General features: G+C 71.0%; 18 protein-coding genes. 13 read left to right on the top strand and 5 right to left on the bottom strand.

The window, feature by feature from the left end; genetic code table 11:
- Entirely contained in the window at window positions 1-1,506 is a 1,506-nt protein-coding gene (gatB, locus tag B0I32_RS42505) for an Asp-tRNA(Asn)/Glu-tRNA(Gln) amidotransferase subunit GatB (protein WP_106249373.1), read from the top strand.
- Between the two features lie 157 nt (window positions 1,507-1,663).
- On the opposite strand, the gene B0I32_RS42500 is transcribed toward gatB, so the two are convergent.
- Genes B0I32_RS42500 through B0I32_RS42490 form a run of 3 tightly spaced genes read right to left on the bottom strand, consistent with a single transcriptional unit; the run spans window position 1,664 to window position 4,639 of the window.
- Window positions 1,664-3,181, bottom strand: coding sequence for a tripartite tricarboxylate transporter permease (locus B0I32_RS42500; protein ID WP_106249371.1), 1,518 nt, complete (start codon window positions 3,179-3,181; stop codon window positions 1,664-1,666).
- A 1-nt stretch (window position 3,182) separates the two neighbouring features.
- Window positions 3,183-3,668 carry a tripartite tricarboxylate transporter TctB family protein gene (locus B0I32_RS42495; RefSeq protein ID WP_106249370.1) on the bottom strand — a complete coding sequence of 162 codons (486 nt, stop codon included), beginning with the start codon at window positions 3,666-3,668 and terminating at the stop codon, window positions 3,183-3,185.
- A complete protein-coding gene (locus B0I32_RS42490; protein ID WP_106249505.1) occupies window positions 3,668-4,639 on the bottom strand; it encodes a Bug family tripartite tricarboxylate transporter substrate binding protein in 972 nt (323 codons plus the stop codon). Before B0I32_RS42490 ends, B0I32_RS42495 begins: the two co-directional genes overlap by 1 nt.
- A gap of 190 nt (window positions 4,640-4,829) precedes the next feature.
- Between B0I32_RS42490 and B0I32_RS42485 the strand changes: the two genes are divergently transcribed.
- The 3 genes from B0I32_RS42485 to B0I32_RS42475 all read left to right on the top strand — a co-directional run bounded on the left by B0I32_RS42485 (window position 4,830) and on the right by B0I32_RS42475 (window position 9,174).
- On the top strand, window positions 4,830-6,425 hold the full coding sequence (locus B0I32_RS42485; protein WP_245956375.1) for a sensor histidine kinase: 1,596 nt from the start codon (window positions 4,830-4,832) through the stop codon (window positions 6,423-6,425).
- Window positions 6,422-7,090, top strand: coding sequence for a response regulator (locus B0I32_RS42480; RefSeq protein WP_281262658.1), 669 nt, complete (start codon window positions 6,422-6,424; stop codon window positions 7,088-7,090). Before B0I32_RS42485 ends, B0I32_RS42480 begins: the two co-directional genes overlap by 4 nt.
- 92 nt (window positions 7,091-7,182) lie before the next feature.
- Window positions 7,183-9,174: a VanW family protein gene (locus B0I32_RS42475; RefSeq protein ID WP_146178512.1), complete on the top strand. Its 1,992-nt coding sequence runs from the start codon at window positions 7,183-7,185 to the stop codon at window positions 9,172-9,174.
- Between the two features lie 71 nt (window positions 9,175-9,245).
- Here B0I32_RS42475 and B0I32_RS42470 read toward each other — a convergent pair whose 3' ends face one another.
- Window positions 9,246-10,304 (bottom strand): PQQ-dependent sugar dehydrogenase, encoded by a 1,059-nt coding sequence (locus tag B0I32_RS42470; RefSeq protein ID WP_106249365.1) that lies wholly within the window; start codon window positions 10,302-10,304, stop codon window positions 9,246-9,248.
- Window positions 10,305-10,342: 38 nt separating this feature from the next.
- Between B0I32_RS42470 and B0I32_RS42465 the strand changes: the two genes are divergently transcribed.
- From B0I32_RS42465 to B0I32_RS42440, 6 genes are all read left to right on the top strand, one after another.
- Window positions 10,343-11,251, top strand: coding sequence for a 2-hydroxyacid dehydrogenase (locus B0I32_RS42465; RefSeq protein ID WP_106249363.1), 909 nt, complete (start codon window positions 10,343-10,345; stop codon window positions 11,249-11,251).
- A 236-nt stretch (window positions 11,252-11,487) separates the two neighbouring features.
- Window positions 11,488-14,112, top strand: coding sequence for a putative bifunctional diguanylate cyclase/phosphodiesterase (locus B0I32_RS42460; protein ID WP_245956374.1), 2,625 nt, complete (start codon window positions 11,488-11,490; stop codon window positions 14,110-14,112).
- Window positions 14,113-14,316: 204 nt separating this feature from the next.
- Window positions 14,317-16,056 (top strand): acetolactate synthase large subunit, encoded by a 1,740-nt coding sequence (locus tag B0I32_RS42455; RefSeq protein WP_106249362.1) that lies wholly within the window; start codon window positions 14,317-14,319, stop codon window positions 16,054-16,056.
- Window positions 16,049-16,573, top strand: coding sequence for an acetolactate synthase small subunit (gene ilvN / locus B0I32_RS42450; RefSeq protein WP_106249360.1), 525 nt, complete (start codon window positions 16,049-16,051; stop codon window positions 16,571-16,573). The genes B0I32_RS42455 and ilvN overlap by 8 nt, the downstream gene beginning before the upstream one ends.
- 22 nt (window positions 16,574-16,595) lie before the next feature.
- Window positions 16,596-17,579, top strand: coding sequence for a ketol-acid reductoisomerase (gene ilvC, locus B0I32_RS42445; RefSeq protein WP_106249500.1), 984 nt, complete (start codon window positions 16,596-16,598; stop codon window positions 17,577-17,579).
- A 249-nt stretch (window positions 17,580-17,828) separates the two neighbouring features.
- Window positions 17,829-18,806, top strand: coding sequence for an NAD(P)-dependent alcohol dehydrogenase (locus tag B0I32_RS42440; protein WP_245956373.1), 978 nt, complete (start codon window positions 17,829-17,831; stop codon window positions 18,804-18,806).
- Window positions 18,807-18,923: 117 nt separating this feature from the next.
- Here B0I32_RS42440 and B0I32_RS42435 read toward each other — a convergent pair whose 3' ends face one another.
- Complete coding sequence (locus B0I32_RS42435) at window positions 18,924-19,619, bottom strand: TetR/AcrR family transcriptional regulator (protein WP_219912293.1); 696 nt, start codon at window positions 19,617-19,619, stop codon at window positions 18,924-18,926.
- 169 nt (window positions 19,620-19,788) lie between these two features.
- On the opposite strand from B0I32_RS42435, the gene B0I32_RS42430 reads away from it, so the two are divergent.
- From B0I32_RS42430 to B0I32_RS42420, 3 genes are all read left to right on the top strand, one after another.
- Window positions 19,789-20,151 carry an ester cyclase gene (locus tag B0I32_RS42430; RefSeq protein ID WP_106249359.1) on the top strand — a complete coding sequence of 121 codons (363 nt, stop codon included), beginning with the start codon at window positions 19,789-19,791 and terminating at the stop codon, window positions 20,149-20,151.
- Window positions 20,152-20,213: 62 nt separating this feature from the next.
- Window positions 20,214-20,744: a PadR family transcriptional regulator gene (locus B0I32_RS42425; protein ID WP_106249357.1), complete on the top strand. Its 531-nt coding sequence runs from the start codon at window positions 20,214-20,216 to the stop codon at window positions 20,742-20,744.
- On the top strand, window positions 20,741-21,463 hold the full coding sequence (locus B0I32_RS42420; RefSeq protein ID WP_106249355.1) for a siderophore-interacting protein: 723 nt from the start codon (window positions 20,741-20,743) through the stop codon (window positions 21,461-21,463). Before B0I32_RS42425 ends, B0I32_RS42420 begins: the two co-directional genes overlap by 4 nt.
- Window positions 21,464-21,500 lie beyond the last annotated feature (37 nt).

Raw genomic sequence — 21,500 nt, 5'->3', positions numbered from 1 at the left:
ATGACTGCCGGTACGCTCATGCCGTACGACGAAGCGCTCGACCGGTTCGAGCCGGTGCTCGGCCTGGAGACGCATGTCGAGCTGGGCACCAAGTCGAAGATGTTCTGCGGCTGCAAGACGACCTTCGGCGCCCCGCCCAACACGCAGGTCTGTCCGACCTGCCTGGCGTTCCCCGGGGCGCTGCCGGTGGCCAACGCCGCCGCGATCGAGTCGACGATCCGCATCGGCCTGGCGCTGAACTGCTCCATCGCCGAGTGGTGCCGCTTCGCCCGGAAGAACTACTTCTATCCGGACATGCCGAAGAACTACCAGATCTCGCAGTACGACGAGCCGCTCTGCTTCGACGGTTACCTCGACGTCGAGGTCGAGGGCAAGACCGTGCGGATCGAGATCGAGCGGGTGCACCTGGAGGAGGACACCGGCAAGTCCACGCACGTGGGTGGCGCGACGGGCCGCATCCACGGGGCCGACTACTCGATCGTCGACTACAACCGGGCCGGCATCCCGCTGGTCGAGATCGTGACCAAGCCCATCCCCGGCACCGACCGGCTGGCGCCCGAGGTGGCCAAGGCGTACGTGACCGAGCTGCGGGAGGTCATGCGTTCGCTGGGCGTCTCCGACGTGCGGATGGAGGAGGGGTCGCTGCGGTGTGACGTCAACGTCTCGCTGATGCCGCGCGGCTCGTCCGAATGGGGCACCCGTACGGAGACCAAGAACGTCAACTCGCTGCGCAGCGTCGAGCGGGCCGTCAGGAGCGAGATCGAGCGGCAGGCCGCCGTGCTCGCCGCCGGCGGGAAGATCGTGCAGGAGACCCGTCACTTCCACGAGGACACCGGCGGCACCACCTCCGGCCGGTCCAAGGAGGAGGCGCAGGACTACCGCTACTTCCCCGAGCCCGACCTGGTGCCGATCGCGCCCGACCGCGGCTGGGTGGCCGAGCTCAAGGCGGGGCTGCCCGAGCTGCCGTCGGTCAAGCGCAAGCGGCTGCAGGCCGAGTGGGGCCTGTCCGACCTCGACATGCAGGCGATGCACAACGCCGACGCCATCGAGCTGGTCGAGGCCACGGTCGCGGTCGGCGCGCCGGCGGCCGACGCGCGCAAGTGGTGGATGGGTGAGCTGGCGCGGCGGTCCAACGAGACCAGCACGCCGCTGGCCGACCTGCCCATCACCCCCGAGCAGATCGCCAGGGTGACCGAGCTGGTGGCCTCCGGCGCGCTCAACGACAAGCTGGCGCGCGAGGTGCTCGAAGGCGTGATGGCCGGCGAGGGCACGCCGGACGAGGTGGTCGAGAGCCGCGGCCTGAAGATCGTGAACGACGAGGGCGAGCTGTCGGCGATCATCGATCAGGTGCTGGCCGACAACGCCGACGCGGCCGAGAAGGTGCGCTCCGGGAAGATCGCCGCCGCGGGTGCGCTGGTGGGTGGCGTGATGCGGGCCAGCAAGGGGAAGGCCGACGCGGCCCGTGCCCGGCAGCTGATCCTGGAGAAGCTCGGCGTCCAGGAGTAGAACGCGTTTCTGGGGGGCCTGCCCTCGCGTGGGTGTCCCGGGTGTGCTGGTACGGACGCTCTGGGGTGAAGGGCCAGGCGTTTCGGGACGGCAGCGGGCGGCCCCGTCGGTCCGGGTGGAGCGACGGGGCCGGTTCGTCGGCCGGGGGAGGCGTCCGTCACTCCCCGGCCGACGTGGTCGCGGTCTGTCGCCGACGTCCCGCCAGTTTCCTGAACAGCGGCGTGAGCAGGGCGAGGGCGGCCAGCACCAGCAGGACGACGGCCACCGGGCTGCGGACGAGCACGCTCACGTCCCCGGCCCCGATCGCCAGCGCCCGCCGCAGCTGGATCTCCGCCATCGGCCCCAGGATCATGCCGATCACCGCGGGGGCGACGGGCAGGCCGAAGCGGCGCATGGCGTAGCCGAGCAGGCCGAGCAGGTACAGCACGAACAGGTCCACGATGGTGCCGTTCAGCGCGTAGACGCCGAGGGCGGCGAAGAGCACGATCCCCGAGTACAGGTACGGCCGGGGCACGCGCAGGACCCTGGCCCACAGCGGCGCCAGCGGCAGGTTCAGCACCAGCAGCATCGTGTTGCCGATGAACAGCGACGCGATCATGCCCCAGACCAGCGCCGGGTTGTGGTCGAAGAGCTGGGGGCCGGGCTGCAGGCCGTACTGCTGGAAGGCGGCCAGCAGGATCGCGGCCGTCGCCGACGTGGGCAGGCCCAGGGTGAGCAGCGGAACGAGGGTGCCGGCCGCCGAGGCGTTGTTGGCCGCCTCGGGACCCGCGACGCCCTCGATGGCCCCGTTGCCGAACTCCTCGCGGGCCACGCCGCGCGCCAGGCGCTTCTCGGCCGCGTACGACAGGAACGTGGGGATCTCCGCCCCGCCGCCCGGCAGGGCGCCGAACGGGAAGCCCAGGGCGGTGCCGCGCAGCCACGGGAACCAGGAGCGGCGCCAGTCGGCACGGCCCATCCACGCCCGCCCGACCGGCACCACCTCAGGAGGCGCGTGCCGCAGCCGGGAGGCCACGTAGAGGGCTTCGCCGAGCGCGAAGAGGCCCACGGCGACGATCACCACGTCGATGCCGTCGAGCAGTTGCGGGATGCCGAGCGTGAGCCGGGCCTGGCCGGTCTGCTGGTCGATGCCGATCAGGCCGATCACCAGGCCGAGGCCGAGCGAGGCCAGGCCGCGCACGATCGAGCGGGACAGGACCGAGGAGACGGCGGTGAAGGCCAGGATGGCCAGCGCGAAGTAGTCCTCGGGGCCGAAGGAGATGGCGAAGTCGACCACGGCGGGGGCCGCCACGACCAGCAGAGCCGTGGCGACGGTGCCGGCCACGAACGAGCCGATCGCGGCCGTGGCCAGCGCCTGGGCGGCCCGGCCCCGCCTGGCCATCTTGTTGCCCTCCAGCGCCGTGATCATGGACGCGGACTCGCCGGGGGTGTTGAGCAGGATGGAGGTGGTCGAGCCGCCGTACATTCCGCCGTAGTAGATGCCGGCGAACATGATGAACGCGCTGGCCGGCGGCACCGTGAACGTGATCGGCAGCAGCAGCGCCACGGTCATCGCGGGCCCGATGCCGGGCAGCACGCCGACGAGGGTGCCGAGGGTGACGCCGATGAGCGCGTACATGAGGTTGACGGGGGTGAGCGCGGCGGCGAAGCCGTCGAGCAGCAGCTGGAACGAGGTCATCTCAGATCACCCCCTCCAGCGGCCCGCCGGGCAGCGTGACGCCGAGCCCCTTGACGAACAGCAGGTACGTCGTCACCCCCATGACCACCGCGACCACGGCCGCGCGGGACTTGTGCTCGGCGCCCAGCGCCAGCGAGAGGGCGAAGAACAGCAGGCTCGCGCCGATGATCCAGCCGAGCACGTTCAGCAGTGCCGCGAAGGCCAGGAAGATGCCGCTGACCAGTCCGACGCCGCGCCAGTCCGTGGGCGCGTCGGTGTCCACGTCCTCGCTCTCCTCGGGGTCGCCGTGCCCGCCGCGCAGGACGTCGGCGACGTAGAACAGGCCGATGAGCACCATGGCGCCGCCCACCAGCATGGGGAAGAACCTCGGCCCGATGCCGAGCTGGGAGGCCGCCGCGGAGACGTCGAGCGTGCCCACCACGACGAGCACGCCCAGCACCAGGACGACGATCGCCAGCCCGAGTTCGGGCCGCCACCAGCGGGTCATCAGGAAACGAGCCCCATCTCAGCGATGATCGCCTTCACCCGGGTCTGCTCGGAGGCCAGGTAGTCGGTGAACTGCTGCCCGGTCTGGAAGGAGTCGATCCAGCCGTTCTTGGCCACCGCGTCCTTCCACGGCTGCGCGTCGTGCATCTTGGTGACCAGGTCGGTCAGGGCCTTCTTGTCGGCCTCGGACAGCCCGGCGGGGGCGACGAAGCCGCGCCAGTTGGCCAGCTCCACGTCCAGGCCGCCCTCCTTCAGCGTGGGCGAGTCCAGGCCGGGCACCCGCTCGCCCGAGGTGACGCCCAGGGCGCGCAGCTTGCCGGACTTCACGTGCTCGGCGAACTCGGCCACGCCCGAGATGCCCGCGCTGACCTTGTTGCCGAGCAGCTCGTTCAGCGCCTCGCCGCCGCCGGAGTGGGCGATGTAGTTGACCTGCTTGGGGTCCACGCCCGCGGCCTTGGCCATCAGGCCGGCCACGATGTGGTCGGTGCCGCCGGCCGAGCCGCCCGAGATGGACACCTTCGCCGGGTCGGCCTTCCAGGCCGCCACCAGATCGGCCAGCGACTTGAACGGGGACGCGGCCGGCACCACGACCAGCTCGTACTCCTCGGTCAGCTTGGCGATGGGCGTGGTCTCGGCCAGCGTGACCTTGGACTTGTTCTGCTCGATGGCGCCCACCATGACCAGGCCCATGGTCATCAGCAGGTTGCCGTTGCCCTTCTCCCCGGCCAGCTGCGCCAGGCCGATGGTGCCGCCGGCGCCGGGCACGTTGAACACCTCGACCTTGCGCTGCGGGTCGGCGCTCTTGAACGCCTGCTCCGCCGTACGGGAGGTCTGGTCCCAGCCGCCGCCCGGGGCGGCCGGAGCCATGATCCGCAAGGCGGAGGCGCCTGCCGAGGTGCCTCCCGAGGCGCCGCAGCCGGTCATCGCGCCGAGGGAGAGTGCCGCGAGTGCGGCGAATACGCGCAAGCGCATGATCACTCCAGGGGGTGTGCTCACATAGGTTGGACTGGCATGGTGATTTCCGGCGCGCGAGGCGTCGAGTCTTTGCGCGGTTGCCGTCGTAGTGGTCGTATTGGTCGCGACCTGCCGGCGGTGCTCGAAGGGGTTGTCGGTCGCGACCGGGACGTGACCTCCGTTTGTTTCCATGAGCAGGGTGAGACGAGTGCGTGACGCGTCCCTCGGGACGCAGCTCTTCGTGCTCCAGATGGTGATCGTGCTGCTCGCCGCCGGGGGCACGGCGGCAGTGTGGGCCGAGCACACGAGAGATCAGCTCGACTCGCTCTACCAGCAGCGGGCGCTGGCGATCGCGCAGTCGGTGGCCGCGCTGCCGCAGGTGCGCGAGGCGTTCAAGCTGGCGAGCCCGGAGAGCGTGCTGCAACCGCTGGCCATGAGCGTCCAGCAGGAGACCGGCGCCGACTACGTGGTGATCGCCAACACCGACCAGAAGCGCTACGCCCACCCCAACACCGCGCTGATCGGCAAGACGCTGTCCACCGACGGCACCCCGGTCCTGCGCTCGGGCCGGAGCTGGGTGGGCACGGAGACCGGCACGATCGGCACCACCGTTAGGGGCAAGACGCCCATCCGCGACGAATACGGCACCGTCATCGGCCTCGTCTCCGTGGGCGTGCTGGAGACCACGGTCGACAGCCAGCTCACCCACGCCCTGCCGCCGCTCATCTGGACCGCGCTGGCGGTGCTGCTGGCCGGGCTCGCGCTGGCCGCGCTGATCACCGCACGGGTGCGCAAGCAGACGTTCGGGCTGGAGCCGCGCGAGATCGCCGCCCTGCTGGAGCAGCGGGAGGGCGTGCTGCACGGCGTCAAGGAGGGCGTGCTCGCGCTCGACCTGAACGGCCGCGTCACGCTGGTCAACGACGCCGCCCGCGAACTGCTCGGCGACGTCGGCGAGGACCTGACGCGGATGCCGGTCTCCGAGCGCATGCGGGACGTGCTCGGCGGCGCCGACCCGGGCGAGGACCGCGTCGTGCTGCACGGCGAGCGCGTGCTGGTGCTCAACCGCACCCCCGTCTGGGTACGCGGCCGCCACCGCGGCTGGGTGGTCACCCTGCGCGACCGCACCGAACTGGTCCGCCTGGCCCGCGAGCTCGACGACACCAGCAGCGCGACGGACGCGCTGCGGGCGCAGGCGCACGAGTTCGCCAACCGGTTGCACACCGTGGTGGGCCTGCTCGAACTGGGCGAGCACGAGGCGGCGATCGGCTTCATCACCCGCACGACCGGCAGCACGTACGCCACCGACCTGCGCGAACGCATCCAGGACCCCACCCTCGCCGCGCTGCTCATGGCCAAGTCGGCCGAGGCGGCCGAACGAGGGGCCAGGCTCGTGCTGTCGGACGACTCCGCGGTGCCCGAGGGCCTGATCGGCGATCCGAGGGACGCGGTGCTCGTGGTCGGCAACCTGGTCGCCAACGCCATCGACGCGCTCGACGGCGCCGAGGGCACGATCGAGGTGTCGGTGCAGGCCGACGCGGACGGGCTGCGCGTACGGGTCGGCGACTCAGGCCCCGGCATCGCGCCCGGCCTGGTGGAGGAGGTCTTCAGGGAGGGGTTCACCACGAAGGCCGCCCACTCGGGGCCGCGCGGGCTCGGGCTGGCGCTGACCAGGCAGGCGTGCCTGCGCAGAGGCGGCTGGGTCCGGGTACGGAACTCGGGCGGCGCGGTCTTCACCGCCCTGCTGCCCGCGAACGGGGTCAAGAACGGGGCTGTGGACGGGATGAAGGACGGGGCGGCACGGTGACGCGCACGCCGATCCGCGTGGTCGTCGTGGACGACGACTTCATGGTGGCCCGCATCCACAGCGGCTACGTGGCCCGCGTGCCGGGCTTCACCGTCGTCTCGACCGCCCACACCGGTGCCGACGCCCTCGCCGCGGTCGCCGAGCTGCGGCCCGACCTCGTGCTGCTCGACATCTACCTGCCCGACATGTCGGGCCTGGAGGTGCTCAAGTCCCTGCACGACGTGGACGTCCTCATGATCAGCGCCGCCCGCGACATGCCCACGGTCAGGGAGGCCATGCGGGGCGGCGCGGTCAACTACCTCATCAAGCCGTTCACCGCCGCCGCCCTGACCGAGCGCCTCCAGCAGTACGCCGACACCCGCCGCCGCCTGACCGCGATCGGCGCCGAGGCGCGCCAGGACGACGTGGACCGGCTCTTCGGCACGCACAAGACCCCCGCCGTCATGCCCAAAGGACTGTCCGCGGCCACGTGCGCGCTGGTCGCCGACACCCTGCGCGAGGCGGGCCGCGACCTGTCGGCAGCGGAGGCGGCCGAGCTCACCGGCCTGTCGCGGGTGAGCGCCCGCCGCTACCTCGAACACCTATGTGCGGTGGGGCAGGCCGAATTCCGGCCGCGTTACGGCACGGCCGGACGACCGGAACATCGCTACCGGTGGCTAGGTTGACACACTTCCGTAGCCGATTCCCGTGACATATGCGGATCCGCGTGCCTTACTGTTGCCTGAGACTTGGCTGCGGACCGGGAGGAGATTGAGGCGTGCGTAACGCCGGACCGATCGAATCACCAACCGACCCGTTCGCCTCGGTGCCACTCCCCACGTCGGGCGTCTCCAAGAAGCCGCGGATCGAAGGGCTGCCCCCGGGAGTGTCCCGGGACATCTTCGGCCCGCCGGACCGACAGGATTCGCGGCCGGCCCAGGGCCCGAGCGCCCCGGGCGGACCTTCGGGCAAGAACGCGCTACCGCCGGTGGCGCCGCCCGCCCAGCCCTGGCCCATGGCCGGCAAGGAGTCGCCGCCCCCGGCGTTCGGGGGCTCGCCTGAGCGGCCGTCCCCGTACGAGCCAGAGCCGCCGAAGCGCGGCCGGATCCTGCCCGGTGTGATCATCGTCGTGCTGATGCTGGCGGCGCTGGCCTACGTGGTGCCCGCCGTGCTCATGTCCGGCTCGGTGTTACGCGGCACGCACGTGTCCGGGGTGGACATCGGCGGCCTCACCGTGACGCAGGCGGCCGACAAGCTCCGCAGCGAGCTGGCCACCAAGCTCAGCAAGCCCGTCGTGGCCGAGATCGGCGACACCAGGGAGACCATCCAGGCCGACGAGGCCGGTCTCGACCTGGACGTGGTCGGCACCATCGGGCAGGCGCCCAGCGGGTTCCCCAGCCCGCAGGAGGTGTGGCGCGGCCTCACCGGCACGACCGAGCTCCAGCCGAAGATCTCCGTCGACGCCTCCCAGCTCACCAGGACCGTCGACGGCATGGCGGAGGCCGCCGACAAACGCGCGCGCGAGGGCCGGGTGACGTTCACCGGCCTGGTGCCCAAGGCACACCTGCCCCAGGACGGCGTGCTGCTCGACCGGGACGACGCCGTCAAGCGGATCAGCGACGCCTTCCTGAACGGCGGCGGCACGGTGGTCCTCACGCTCAGGCCGGCCAAGCCGGCCTCCACCCCCGAGTCCGTCGAGACGGCGGTGGAGAAGGCGAAGGCGGCGGTGGCCGCCCCCCTGACCTTGACGCTCGACGGCAAGCAGACCCAGATCGCCCCGGCCACGATCGCCGCCAACCTGACCTACGTGGCCGACGGCGACGGCGAGCTCGTGCCCGAGTTCAACGCCAAGGCCGTGCTGGCCGCCGCGGAGAGCAGCCTCGTGGACGCGGCCCAGCAGCCGCGCGACGCCACGTACCAGATCGTGGACGGCAAGCCGGTCCTGGTGCCCGCCCGCGTCGGGCGCGGGATCAACGACAAGCTGCTGGCCAGGGACGCCGAGAAGGTGTTCGACCAGGGTGGCGTCCGGACAATCCCGGTCCGGACCGGCACCGTCGCCCCGGCCGTGCAGACCTCGGAGATCCAGGGTCTCGGCATCAGGGAGATCGTCGGCCAGTTCACCTCGACGTTCGACTGCTGCCAGCCCCGGACGAAGAACATCCAGCGGATGGCGCAGGAGCTCGACGGGCACATCGTCAAGCGCGGGGACACGTTCTCGCTGAACGACTTCCTCGGCGAGCGGACGGTCGAGAACGGATACGTCGAAGCCGGGCAGGTCGTCGGCGGCCGGACGGTGAACGTGGTCGGCGGCGGCGGGTCGCAGTTCGCCACGGTCCTCTACAACGCGGCGTTCTTCGCCGGGTTCGAGGACGTGGAGCACCAGGCGATGGACTACTTCGCCGAGCGCTATCCGGCGGGGCGCAGCGTGGCGCTGCTCTACCCGGACGTGGACCTGAAGTGGCGCAACGACTCCGACCAGGGCGTGCTGATCAAGACCGCCTCCACCGAGACGTCCGTCACCGTGACGCTGTGGAGCACCAAGCGCTACGACAAGATCGAGGCCGTGGAGTCGGAGCGCAGGGACTTCACGCCGTTCCGGCGCGAGACCAGCTCCACGCCCGGCTGCCTGCCCACCACGGGACAGCAGGGGTTCACGATCGACGTGACCCGCGTGTTCCACAAGGACGGCAAAGTGGTCAAGAAGGACAAGAAGCTGACCACCAAGTACCGCCCGCAGCCGCAGATCGCCTGCACCGGCGTCCCGCGCTGAGCACCCGCACGGGTCCTCGGCGCTCAGGTCGCCGGGGCCCGCCGGCGTGACGGCGGACTTCCGCCGGAGGGTCAGGACGGGGTGACGGACATGATCCGGTCGTCGCCGTCCCTGACCGAGCCGCGGCCGTCCTTGTTGCTGGTCCCGATCCACAGCTTGCCGTCGGGGGCCGTGACGACCGCGCGCAGGCGGCCGTACCGGCCGGTGAAGTGGGCGGCGGGCGTGCCCGCCGAGCCGTCGCCGCTCACCGGGATCTGCCACAGCCGCTCGCCCCGCAGCGCGCCCATCCACAACGAGCCGTTCGCGTACGCCAGGCCCGACGGCGAGGCGTCGGAGGTGGGCCAGGTGAGGACCGGGTTCGTGTAGCGGTCGTCGTCGCCGCGCCCCTCGACCTCCGGCCAGCCGTAGTTGGCCCCCGGCTTGATCAGGTTCACCTCGTCGTAGGTGTTCGCCCCGAACTCCGAGGCGTACAGGCGGCCCGAGTCGTCCCAGGCCAGGCCCTGGACGTTGCGGTGGCCGTAGCTGTAGACCAGCGTGCCGAACGGGTTGCCGGGCGCCGGCGCGCCGTCCGCGGTCATGCGCAGGATCTTGCCGCCGAGCGAGTCGCGCCGCTGGGCCAGGTCGCGGTCGCCGGTCTCGCCGGTGGTGGCGTACAGGAAGCCGTCGGGGCCGAACGCGAGCCGGCCGCCGTTGTGGATGCCGCCCTTCGGGATGCCATCGACGATGACGCGCCGGTCGGTGAGACGATCGCCGTCGAGGCGGTAGCGGACGATCCGGTTGTCCTGATCCGCCGTGTGGTAAAGGAAGATTTGCCGCTCTCTGACGGCCACACCCATCAGGCCGCCCTCGCCGTCCGGCCGTACGCCCTCGACGGCCCCCAGCTCCTTCACCGCGCCCGCCGGGCTCACCCGCAGCAGCCGGGCCGAGTCGCGCTCGGTCACGAGGGCGTCGCCGCCGGGCAGGAACGCGATCCCCCACGGGACGGCCAGCCCGGTCACGACGTCCTGGGGAGCGCCGGGCGCGGCGCCCGCGGACACGGCCGCCGTGGGGAGCGCCTCCCCGCCGCCGCCGTAGGAGCCGGAACAGCCGGTGAGCACGGCCATCAGCGCGATCGTCCAGAGCTTCCTCATGTGTTCCATACTGACCCCGTAGTCGTAAGGTTCTCGGCATGAAGACCTGGGTTCCGTCCGTTTCGGTGGCCGATGTACTGTCCGACCTCCCCGGCGTTGAATGTGCGGTCTATGACGGCACGTCCGCGATGCCGGACGGAGTGGGTGATGTGGAGGTGTGGATCCCGCCGCTCATCCCCGTGCCCGACGTGCCGGGGACGCTGGCCAGGATGGGCTCGCTCAAGCTGCTGCAGACCGTGACCGCCGGCGTGGAGGCGTACCGCCCGCACATGCCCTCGGGCGCGGTGCTGTGCAACGCCCGCGGCGTGCACGACGCGGGCACCGCCGAGTGGGCGGTGGGCGCCATGCTGGCGGTCGTCAGGGAGTTCCCCGGGTTCGTGGACGCGCAGCGCAGGGGGGAGTGGACCTACCACCACACCGGCGTGCTGGCCGACTCGCGCGTGCTGATCGTGGGCTACGGCTCCATCGGCGCCGCGCTGGAGCGCCGGCTCGACGGGTTCGAGGTGGAGATCGTCCGGGTGGCGCGCAGCGCCCGCGACGGCGTGCACGCCATGGACGAGCTGCCCGCGCTGCTGCCGGAGGCGGACGTCGTCGTGCTGCTGGTGCCCGCCACCGCGGCCACCGCCGGCATGGTGGACGCCGCGTTCCTCGCCCGGATGAAGGACGGCGCCGTGCTCGTCAACGCCGCCCGCGGCGGGATCGTCGACACCGACGCGCTGCTCGCGGAGCTCAAGAACGGCAGGCTGCGCGCGGCGCTCGACGTGACCGCGCCCGAGCCGCTGCCGGAGGGCCACCCGCTCTGGGGTGCGCCCGGCCTGCTGATCACGCCGCACGTCGCGGGCAGCACCCCCGCGTCGGTGCGGCGGACGCTGCGCCTCATGAGGGCCCAGTTGGAGCGCTATCTCGCCGGCGAATCGCTGGTCAACGTCATCACCGACGCATATTGAGAGGATCCCGGAACGTGGCTGGTCCGTGACCTTCGGTGCGTACGGTTGCGTTTGCAGGGAGTTCCTGACTGACTGTCAAGGGACTCTTGGCGGCAAATGGTCTGTGTGGTTATCAGATCGGTGACGACATCGGCGTTGTCACCACCCGCGCACCCACGACCGCACACACTGGCGAAGTGATCGACCGGGCTTCGGCGGTCGCAGGTGCAGGGTTCGAGACGGGATGGGCAACGACTGTGATCCGCTGGCGTGATCCACGGGTGCCGCCGGCCGCCGCGGCGGCGGCAGGAGCGGTGGTGTTCGCCGCTGCCGTCCTCGCGCAGGGCCCGGCCCTGGTCACCGGCGCGGTCGCCGGAGGGCTGGCGGCGCTGATCGCCGCGGGCTCCCTGCTGTTCGCCTCGGTGAAGCAGGCCGCCGGTCACCGCCCGACGGCGATGGCCGCCCGCTGGATGGGCGGCGGGGCGGTCATCTGGGCCGCCGGGGTGGCGCTCCAGCCGATCGCCGAAGGCTTCGTGGCCAGTTTCGCCGACATGTTCGTGCTGCTCGGCGCGGTGGTCACGGCGGGGGGCGCGCTGATCGCCGCCGACCGCAGATTTCCGGCCAGAGTCGCCTTACGGCAGCTCACGGACGCCTACCTGAGCGCCGCCTCGCTCTTCCTCGTCGGCTGGGTGGTGGCGCTGCGCCACGTCTACGCCGAGACGGCCGATCCGCCCGCGTTCACGCTGGTCATGCTGCCGCCGATGATCGCGCTGCTGGTGACCTGCGCCGTGATCCCGTCAGTGGTGACCAGCAGGTCCTCCTCCTGGCTGCTCGGCCTGGCCGGGATAGGCGTGCTGGCCACGATGACCGTGGCCGGCGTGGGGCAGGCGGTGGCGCGGCTGATCGACGGCGAGCCGCAGCTGTGGAGCGTCATGCTCGCCCCCGTCGCGCTGCTGCTGCTGGCGGCCGTCCCATGGGGCCCCAAGCCGGCTGAGTCCGCGCGTCCGGCGGTCGGCCACGCGATCGGGGTCGCGCCGCTGGCGCTGGTCGCCGTGGCCGCGGTCACGCTGCTCGTGCACCAGGCCGGCGGGCGGGCGGGAGCGGCGGTGACCGGCGTCGTGCTGGTCGCCGTGTCCATCGTGCTGCTCCTGCTGGTGCGCCTGTTCGTGCTCTCCGCGGTCAACGTACGCCTGCGCGGCCTGGTCAAGCTGGGCGACCGCCAGCTCAGGGAGCTGGCCGAGAGCACCGGCGACGTGGTCTTCGCCTGCGACTACCAGGGTGTGGTGCGCGAGATCGGCCCCGGGGTCGAGGTCACCTACGGCTACTGCCCCGACGAGCTGATCGGCGGGTCGATCTTCGACTACATCCATCCCGAGGACGTGCCAGGCATCCAGGCCGCCATGCGCGCCATGCACCTCGACGAGGAGAACGCGGCGCCCGGCACCTGTCTCATCGCCTGCCGCGTGCGCGCGGCCGACGGCACCTGGCGCCCCACCGAGTCCGTGGCCACCCGCCGGGTCGGCGGCGACGAGCGGATGCTGGTGACGACCAGAGACGTCAGCGACCAGGAGGCGCTGCGCAACCAGGTCGCCCACCTCACCTTCCACGACGGCGTCACCGGCCTGCCCAACCGCGCCTACTTCGAGGAGCGCACCCGCGAGGTGCTGGCCGGGCGCACCTCGGGCACGGCCAACGTCGCGGTCATCTTCCTCGACCTCGACGGGTTCACCTCCGTCAACGACTCGGTCGGCCACGCCAGCGGCGACTACCTGCTCGGGCAGGCGGCCCGCAGGCTGCGCGGGGCCGTGCGCCCCGACGACACGCTGGCCCGGTGGGGCGGCGACGAGTTCGCCGTGCTCGTGGAGACCGGCGGCGAGGCGCAGGTCGCGGTCGATCTGGCCGAGCGGCTGGTCGGCGCCGTCTCGCAGGAGCCGTTCCGGGTGGCCGACCGCGACGTGGCGATCACCGCGAGCGTGGGCGTGGCCTTCGCCGAGGACGACCAGCCCGCCGGCGACCTCATGCGCAACGCGGATGTGGCGATGGCGCGCTCCAAGGAGCTCGGCGGGCGGCGCGTCGAGGTGTTCGCCGCGCAGATGCACGCCGACGTCGTACGCCGCCTGGAGCTGGCCGCCGACCTGCAGCGGGCGCTGATCGAGCAGCAGTTCGCGATCGAGTACCAGCCGGTGGTCGACCTGGCCACCTCGCGGGTGACGGCCGTCGAGGCGCTGGTGCGGTGGTGGCGCGGGTCGGTGTTCGTGCCGCCCGAGCAGTTCCTCGGCCCGGCCGAGGACACCGGGCTCATCGTGCCGCTGAGCGAGTGGATCCTGCGCGAGTCGTGCCGTGAGGTGGCCGCCTGGCGGGCCTCGTCCTGGGACATCGGGCTGTCGCTCAACCTGTCGGCGCGCCAGATCATGGCGCCCAGGTTCGTCGAGACCGTGGAGGAGGCGCTGGCGGAGAGCGGGCTGCCCGCCGCCGCGCTCACCCTTGAGGTGATCGAGGAGATGCTGGTCGAGGACGCCGAGGAGACGATCAAGCGGCTGTCCGAGCTGCGCGCCCTCGGGGTGCGCCTGGCCATCGACGACTTCGGCACCGGCTACGCCTCGCTGGCCTTCCTGCGCCAGCTCCCGGTCGACATGATCAAGATCGACCCGTCGTTCGTGTCCGGGCTGGGCCGCGACGACACGCTGACCCTGCTCACCCGCACGATCGTGCGGCTCGGCCACGACCTCGGGCTCATCGTGGTGGCCGAGGGCATCGAGCGTCCCGAGCAGCTCGAACTGCTCAAGCAGATGGGATGCACGCGCGGGCAGGGGTTCCTGGTGGCGCGGCCGATGGCGGCGCGGGGAGTCGACTCGCTGCGCAGGACGAGTCTCACCGTTTGAGACATGTGTCCACCAAGTTGACACTGGGGCGTTCGGAGCGGCTATGGTGTAAGCCATGCTTCGCAGTGAGATTCTCGTAGTACTTCGCCGGCGCGCAGGCCGATAGCGAAGCACGACGACCTGCGCGCCGCCCCAGACCCGCCAGCCGGCGGGACGGGGCATTTTTTATGTCCTTAAGCGAGTAGCCACGCAAGGAACGAGCCGATGACCGAACGGATGACAGGTGCACAGGCCCTGGTCAGGGCGCTGGAGCACGTGGGAGTCGACACAGTGTTCGGGATCCCGGGCGGTGCCATTCTGCCGGCCTACGATCCTCTCTACGACTCGACCAAGGTCCGTCACGTGCTCGTACGCCACGAGCAGGGGGCTGGGCACGCGGCCGAGGGCTACGCGCAGGCCACCGGCAAGGTCGGGGTGTGCATGGCGACCAGCGGCCCCGGCGCCACCAACCTGGTGACCCCGATCGCCGACGCCTACATGGACTCGGTGCCGATCGTGGCCATCACCGGGCAGGTGGCCAGTGCCGCCATCGGCACGGACGCCTTCCAGGAAGCCGACATCTCCGGCATCACCATGCCGATCACGAAGCACAACTTCCTGGTGACCGATCCCGCGGACATCGCCCGTACGATCATGGAGGCCTTCCACATCGCCTCCACCGGCCGTCCCGGCCCGGTTCTCGTGGACATCTCCAAGGACGCGCTGCAGTCCGAGACCACCTTCAGCTGGCCGCCCACCATGCAGCTCCCGGGCTACCGCCCGGTCACCAGGCCGCACTCCAAGCAGATCCGCGAGGCCGCCAAGCTGATCGCCGAGGCGAGCCGGCCCGTCCTGTACGTCGGCGGCGGCGTCCACAAGGCCAGCGCCTCGGCGGAGCTGCTGCAACTGGCCGAGCTGACCAACATCCCGGTCATCACGACCCTGATGGCCAGGGGCACCTTCCCCGACAGCCACCCCCAGCACATGGGCATGCCGGGCATGCACGGCAGCGTCTCGGCCGTCGGCGCGCTGCAGCAGTCCGATCTGATCATCGGCCTGGGCGTGCGCTTCGACGACCGGGTCACCGGAAACCTGGCGTCGTTCGCCCCGTACGCGAAGATCGTGCACGCTGACATCGACCCGGCGGAGATCTCCAAGAACCGCCACGCCGACGTGCCGATCGTGGGCGACTGCAAAGAGGTCATCAGCGACCTCATCGGCGCGATCGAGGCGTCCGGCCAGAAGGGCGACTACGCCGACTGGTGGACGGTGCTCAACGGCTACAAGCAGACCTACCCGCTGGGCTACGACGAGTTCGAGGACGGCTCGCTGGCCCCTCAATACGTCATGGAGCGGCTGAGCGCGATCGCCGGGCCCGAGACGTACTACGTGGCCGGGGTCGGGCAGCACCAGATGTGGGCCTCGCAGTTCATCGGCTACGAGAACCCGGGCACGTTCATCAACTCCGGCGGCCTCGGCACCATGGGCTTCGCCGTCCCGGCCGCGATGGGCGCGAAGATGGGCCGGCCCGACGCCACCGTGTGGGCCATCGACGGCGACGGCTGCTTCCAGATGACCAACCAGGAGCTGGCCACGTGCGCGCTGGAGGGTGTGCCGGTCAAGATCGCCGTCATCAACAACGGTAATCTCGGCATGGTCCGCCAGTGGCAGACGCTCTTCTACGACCAGCGTTACTCCAACACCAACCTGCAGACGGCGCGCCGCATCCCGGACTTCGTCAAGCTGGCCGAGGCCTATGGTTGTGTGGGCCTGCGATGCGAGCGTCCCGAGGACGTGGACGCCGTCATCAAGAAGGCCATGGAGATCAACGACGTGCCCGTTGTGGTCGACTTCGTCGTCCACCAGGACGCGATGGTCTGGCCCATGGTCGCGGCGGGCACCAGCAACGACGACATCAAGATCGCCCGTGACATGGCGCCGAAGTGGGAGAACGAGGATGAGTAGACACACGCTGTCGGTGCTGGTCGAGAACCGGCCCGGCGTGCTGGCACGCGTGTCGGCGCTGTTCAGCCGGCGCGGCTTCAACATCGACTCCCTGGCCGTCGGGCCGACCGAGCACGACGACATCTCCCGCATCACGATCGTGGTCAGCGTGGAGGAACTGCCGCTTGAGCAGGTCACGAAGCAGCTCAACAAGCTGGTGAACGTGCTCAAGATCGTCGAGCTGGACCCGACGCAGTCCGTGCAGCGCGAGCTGATGCTGATCAAGGTCAAGGCCGACTCCGAGAGCCGCTCCCACGTGCTGGAGCTCGTCCAGCTCTTCCGGGCCCGCTGCGTCGACGTCGCGGCCGACGCGGTGACCATCGAGGTCACCGGCACTCCCGACAAGCTCGAGGCCTTCGTCAAGGTGCTGGAGCCGTTCGGGATCAAAGAACTCGTCCAGTCGGGCATGGTGGCCATCGGCCGCGGCGCCCGTTCCATCACCGACCGGTCCCTCAGGGCACTGGACCGTACCGCCTGAAAGGTTTTAGCAAGTGACCGAGATCTACTACGACGACCAGGCCGACCTGTCGATCATCCAGGGGCGCCACGTGGCCGTGCTGGGGTACGGCAGCCAGGGCCACGCCCACGCGCTCTCCCTGCGTGATTCCGGCGTCGACGTGCGCGTCGGGCTGCCCGAGGGCTCCAAGAGCCGCGAGAAGGCCGAGAACGACGGCCTGCGCGTGCTCTCGCCGTCCGAGGCGGTCGAAGAGGCCAACCTCACCATGATCCTCGCGCCGGACCACATCCAGCGCCACCTGTACGCCGAGCACGTCGCCCCCAACCTGGTCGAGGGTGACGCGCTGTTCTTCGGCCACGGCCTCAACATCCGCTACGGCCTCATCGAGGCCCCCGAGGGCGTCGACGTGTGCATGGTCGCCCCCAAGGGCCCCGGCCACCTCGTCCGCCGTCAGTTCGAGGCGGGGCGCGGCGTCCCGGTGCTCGTGGCCGTCGAGAAGGACGCCTCGGGCAAGGCGCTCGACCTCGCGCTCTCCTACGCCAAGGGCATCGGCGGCACCCGCGCGGGCGCGCTGCGCACCACGTTCAAGGAGGAGACCGAGACCGACCTGTTCGGTGAGCAGGCCGTGCTCTGCGGCGGCGTCTCCGAGCTGATCAAGGCGGGCTTCGACACCCTCATCGAGGCCGGCTACCAGCCCGAGGTGGCCTACTTCGAGTGCCTGCACGAGATGAAGCTCATCGTCGACCTCATGTACGAGGGCGGCATCTCCAAGATGTACTGGTCGGTCTCCGACACGGCCGAGTACGGCGGCTACACCCGTGGCCCGCGCGTCATCACCGACGAGACCCGTCAGGAGATGCGCCGGATCCTGTCCGAGGTTCAGGACGGCACCTTCGCCCGGCAGCTGGTCGAGGAGTTCGACGGCGGGCAGAAGGAGTTCCAGCGCTACCGCGGGGAGCTGTCCGAGGACGCGATCGAGAAGACCGGCGCCAAGCTGCGCCCGATGATGAGCTGGCTCAAGGCCTGAACGGCTGCACGCCTGCAACAGCTGAACGCTGGATGGCGGAACGGCTGAACGCCTGCCCGGCTGAACGCTGGATGGCGGAACGGCCGAGCGCCTGAACGGCTGGACGCCTGAACGAACGCGAGCCGCGGCGGCTGGAGGATCTCCTCCGGCCGCCGCGGTTTTTGTCGTCCGCGACCCGCTCACAAGCACCCATGGGGGGGTATGGTTTTCACGTGTCAGAAATTCCTTTCATGTGTCAGAGGAGACGCCATGACGATGAAGGCCATCTGCTACCACGCTTACGGCCCGCCTGACGTCATCGAGCTGCGCGACGTGGCCAGGCCCGTGCCGGGCGACGGCGAGGTGCTCGTCCGGGTACGCGCGGCCGCGGTCAACCCCGGCGACCACCACCTGCTCAGAGGCAGCCCGTACATCCTGCGCGCCATGGCGGGCCCGGCCCGGCCGAAGCACCCAGGCCTGGGCAACGACCTGGCCGGCGTGGTGGAGGCGGTGGGCGGGGGCGTCACGGCGTTCGAGCCCGGCGACGAGGTCTTCGGCTGCGCCCGGGGCGCCTTCGCCGAATACGTCACCGTGCGCGCGGACGGGCCGCTGGCGCACAAGCCCGCCGGGCTGACGTTCGAGCAGGCCGCCGCCCTGCCCACCTCGGGGCTGACCGCGCTGCGGGCGCTGCGTGGCGAAGGGCGGGTGCGGGCGGGGCGGCGGGTGCTGGTCAACGGGGCCTCGGGCGGCATCGGCACGTGCGCGGTGCAGCTCGCGAAGGCGTACGGGGCCGAGGTGACGGGCGTGTGCAGCGGCGGGAACGCCGACCTGGTCCGCTCACTCGGCGCCGACCACGTCATCGACTACGGCAAAGAGGATTTCACCCGCACCGGCCGCCGATATCACTTCATTCTCGACAACGTGGGCAACCGTACGGTGGCCGACCTGCGGCGTGCGCTCACCCCCGACGGGATCCTCGTCCCCAACAGCGGCACCGGCGGCGGGCCCTGGTTCGGGGTGATGGGTCGCCTCATCCGGTTGAAGGCGATGTCCCCGTTCGTCCGGCACACCATCGTCACCTTCGTCACCCAGGAGAACGCCGGGGACCTCGCCACCCTGCGCGAACTGGTCGAAAGAGGCAAGCTCACCCCCGTCATCGACCGCACGTACCCGCTCAGCGAACTTCCCGAAGCCATCACCCACTTCGAAGGCCGCCACGCCAGAGGCAAGATCGTCATCGCGCTCTGAGCGTCCTGCGCCACTGAGCGGTGTGCCCGGCTGGGTGGTGCGCGCGACTGGGCGGTCTGCCTGGTTGGGCGGCTGGGTGGTGTGCGCGGATGGGCGGTGGAGCCGGGCTCGGGGTTCTTACCGCCGGGACGGGGGTCGTAGTCCGTCGAGGATGATTCGGGTGAGGTGGTCGGAGCGTTCGCGGCTGGTGTCCGCGCCGGCGTGCCGGATCGCGGCGAAGGCCCCGGCGACGATCGCCATCACCTCGTCGACGGTCACGTCGGCACGTACGACGCCGGCGCTGTGAGCACGATCGAGCAGGCGCGCGACCTGGTGCGTGAGGTCGGCGGCGGCGTCGGGTGCGGCGTCGCGCAGGTCGAACTCGGCGGCCGTGAGCGCGCTCTTCACCGCCGCGTTCTCCGCACCCGAGGCCATCATCCGGGACAGCAACGTGAACAGCGCGCCCGGATCGCCGGTGCCGGCGAGCGCCTCTCCTTCGGCGACCAACTGCCTGATCTGATCGATCGCGACGGCCAGGTAGAGCGCCTGCTTGCTGGGGAAGTGCCGGTGAACGGTGCCGGGGCCGACCCCCGCGCGGCGGGCGATCTCGTCGAGCGAGATGCCGAGCCCTTGCGCGGCGAACAGCCGCTGCGCGGTCCGCAGCACCTGCTCACGATTGCGACGCGCGTCAGCCCGCATTTCCCGGTCGTTGCGCGTCTCGGCCCGCGACTCCTGGTTGTGGCCCGCGTCGGCTCGCAACTCGCGGTTGTTGCGCGCGTCCGCACGCTGCTCCCGGTCGTTGCCCGCGTCGGGGTGCGACTCACGGTTGTTCACGGGGTCCGCCGGTGGGTCGGCCGGGGGGTGTCCGTGGTTGGACGTATCACCGGACTAGCTTAACCGGGGCGGCGCCCCGTATGCTCCTTGCCATAAGCGGGGCGACGCCCCGGTTGTCTGGCCGGCCTCGCTCGGAGGCTGGTCTGCCGATGACGAGGAGGTCTCTTCGATGACCAGCCGTGAGGAAGCCGGCGCTCTGGTGCGGCGGATGCAGGAATGCTTCAACACGCGGCAGTTCGACCAGGCCGCCGAGCTGTTCACGCCCGACTTCCGCAACCATCCGCTCGGCGCCATCGGGTTCGAGGCGGGGCGGGCGGCCTGGGTGCAGGTCGTCGCCCAGTTCCCGAAGATGCGGGTCGTGGCCGAGGACCTTTTGATCGACGGTGACAAGGTGGCGGTCCGCTCGTCCGTCGAGGGGATGGACGTTCAGGGCGGCGACGTCCGTGCCGTGCTGATCGAGATCTTCCGCATCGACGACGGTCGGCTCGCGGAGGCCTGGGGGGTCACCGAGGGTCCGGATCCGCGCCGCTGAGGGACCGGCATCGAGATAGTACGTCTTTACTCCGATATATCGTTCGATATAGCATCCGACTCATGATGAACGCACGTCGTAATCAGGGCGCCGGTGGCTTAGGCCCCACGGGGCGGTTCTTCGGGCCGGGTGAGCTGCGGCTGGCCATCCTCGCCCTGGTCGCCGAGGGGCCCGGCCACGGCTACCAGCTCATGGGCCGGCTCGCCGACCGTTTCAACGGCACCTACGAGCCGAGCGCCGGCTCCATCTATCCGACCCTGCAACTGCTGGAGGACGAGGGCCTGGTACGCGCCGAGTCCGAGGACGGCCGCAAGGTCTACCACGTCACCGACGAGGGCGGGCGGGTGGCCGCCGAGCGGGCCGAGGAGATCGAGCGTCTGTGGGGCCGGGCCGCGGGCCGGGGCGAGTGGGGGATGTTCCGCGAGCCGGAGGCGGCGGAGATCGTCGGCCCCGCGCTGCGCCTGGTCAAGGCGGCGGTGAAGGCGCTCGCCCACGCCCACGGGGATCCGCGGGTGGTCGAGCGGATCCAGGAGATCTTCGTGGACGCCCGCCGCCAGATCGAAGACCTCGACCCCAGGAGGAACCGATCATGAGCCCGAGCGTGCCCCGCAAGCTGCTCGACCGGTTCTTCGTCAAGGGGGAGGTGGTCGAGGTCGAGCAGCTCACCGCGCGCATGCGGTGGGTCAGGATCGGCGGGCCGGCCCTGGCGTACCTGCGGTGGACCCCCGGCCAGCACATCCGGCTGCTGATCGAGGGCCGCGGCCCGCTGGGTGGCGTGCTGCGGACGTACTCGGTCTGGCGGCACGATCCCTCGTGGGAGGCCCTCGACCTCGTCGGCTACGACCACGGCGGCGACTCGCCGGGCGTCACCTGGATCAGGAACGCCGCTCCCGGCCAGGAGATCGCCTTCACCCGCCCGGAAGGGAGCTTCGTGGTGCGGGAGGAGGCCCCGTACCACCTGTTCGCGGGGGAGGAGACGGCGTCCGTGGCGTTCGGGCCGATGTTGCGGGCGCTGCCCGCCGGGGCGCGGGCGTACGGGGCGGTGGAGGCGGAGGGGCCGGGCGACCACCTCGGCCTGCCGGGCGATCTGGTCGAGGTGTGTCGCGGCGGCGCGTCCGCGGCGGGGTCGCAGGCGCTGGTGGACGCGGTCAGGAAGCTGGACCTGCCCGACACCCCCGGCGTGGCCTATCTGGCGGGGGAGGCCCGCACGATCCAGGCCGTGCGCGCCCACCTGGTCGGCGAGCGTGGATGGCATCGCAGGGACGTGCGGACGAAGCCGTTCTGGACGCCCGGGAGGAAGGGCCTGGACTGACCGTACGAGGTCCCCTGGGAGGAAAAGCCTGGATAGA

The organism is Nonomuraea fuscirosea (assembly GCF_003001935.1).
In the GTDB taxonomy this organism is placed as follows: Bacteria; Actinomycetota; Actinomycetes; order Streptosporangiales; family Streptosporangiaceae; genus Nonomuraea; species Nonomuraea fuscirosea.
Note: the sequence above shows the minus strand (reverse complement) of the source record. Positions and strands in the feature narration are given on the sequence as shown.

Coding starts and splice junctions, on each gene's coding strand:
- B0I32_RS42430 (WP_106249359.1), top strand. CDS start 19,789: ATGACCAGCCGTGAGGAAGCCGGCGCTCTGGTGCGGCGGATGCAGGAA.
- B0I32_RS42425 (WP_106249357.1), top strand. CDS start 20,214: ATGATGAACGCACGTCGTAATCAGGGCGCCGGTGGCTTAGGCCCCACG.
- gatB (WP_106249373.1), top strand. CDS start 1: ATGACTGCCGGTACGCTCATGCCGTACGACGAAGCGCTCGACCGGTTC.
- ilvN (WP_106249360.1), top strand. CDS start 16,049: ATGAGTAGACACACGCTGTCGGTGCTGGTCGAGAACCGGCCCGGCGTG.
- B0I32_RS42495 (WP_106249370.1), bottom strand. CDS start 3,668: ATGACCCGCTGGTGGCGGCCCGAACTCGGGCTGGCGATCGTCGTCCTG.
- B0I32_RS42440 (WP_245956373.1), top strand. CDS start 17,829: ATGACGATGAAGGCCATCTGCTACCACGCTTACGGCCCGCCTGACGTC.
- B0I32_RS42455 (WP_106249362.1), top strand. CDS start 14,317: ATGACCGAACGGATGACAGGTGCACAGGCCCTGGTCAGGGCGCTGGAG.
- B0I32_RS42470 (WP_106249365.1), bottom strand. CDS start 10,304: ATGAGGAAGCTCTGGACGATCGCGCTGATGGCCGTGCTCACCGGCTGT.
- B0I32_RS42465 (WP_106249363.1), top strand. CDS start 10,343: ATGAAGACCTGGGTTCCGTCCGTTTCGGTGGCCGATGTACTGTCCGAC.
- B0I32_RS42490 (WP_106249505.1), bottom strand. CDS start 4,639: ATGCGCTTGCGCGTATTCGCCGCACTCGCGGCACTCTCCCTCGGCGCG.
- B0I32_RS42500 (WP_106249371.1), bottom strand. CDS start 3,181: ATGACCTCGTTCCAGCTGCTGCTCGACGGCTTCGCCGCCGCGCTCACC.
- B0I32_RS42420 (WP_106249355.1), top strand. CDS start 20,741: ATGAGCCCGAGCGTGCCCCGCAAGCTGCTCGACCGGTTCTTCGTCAAG.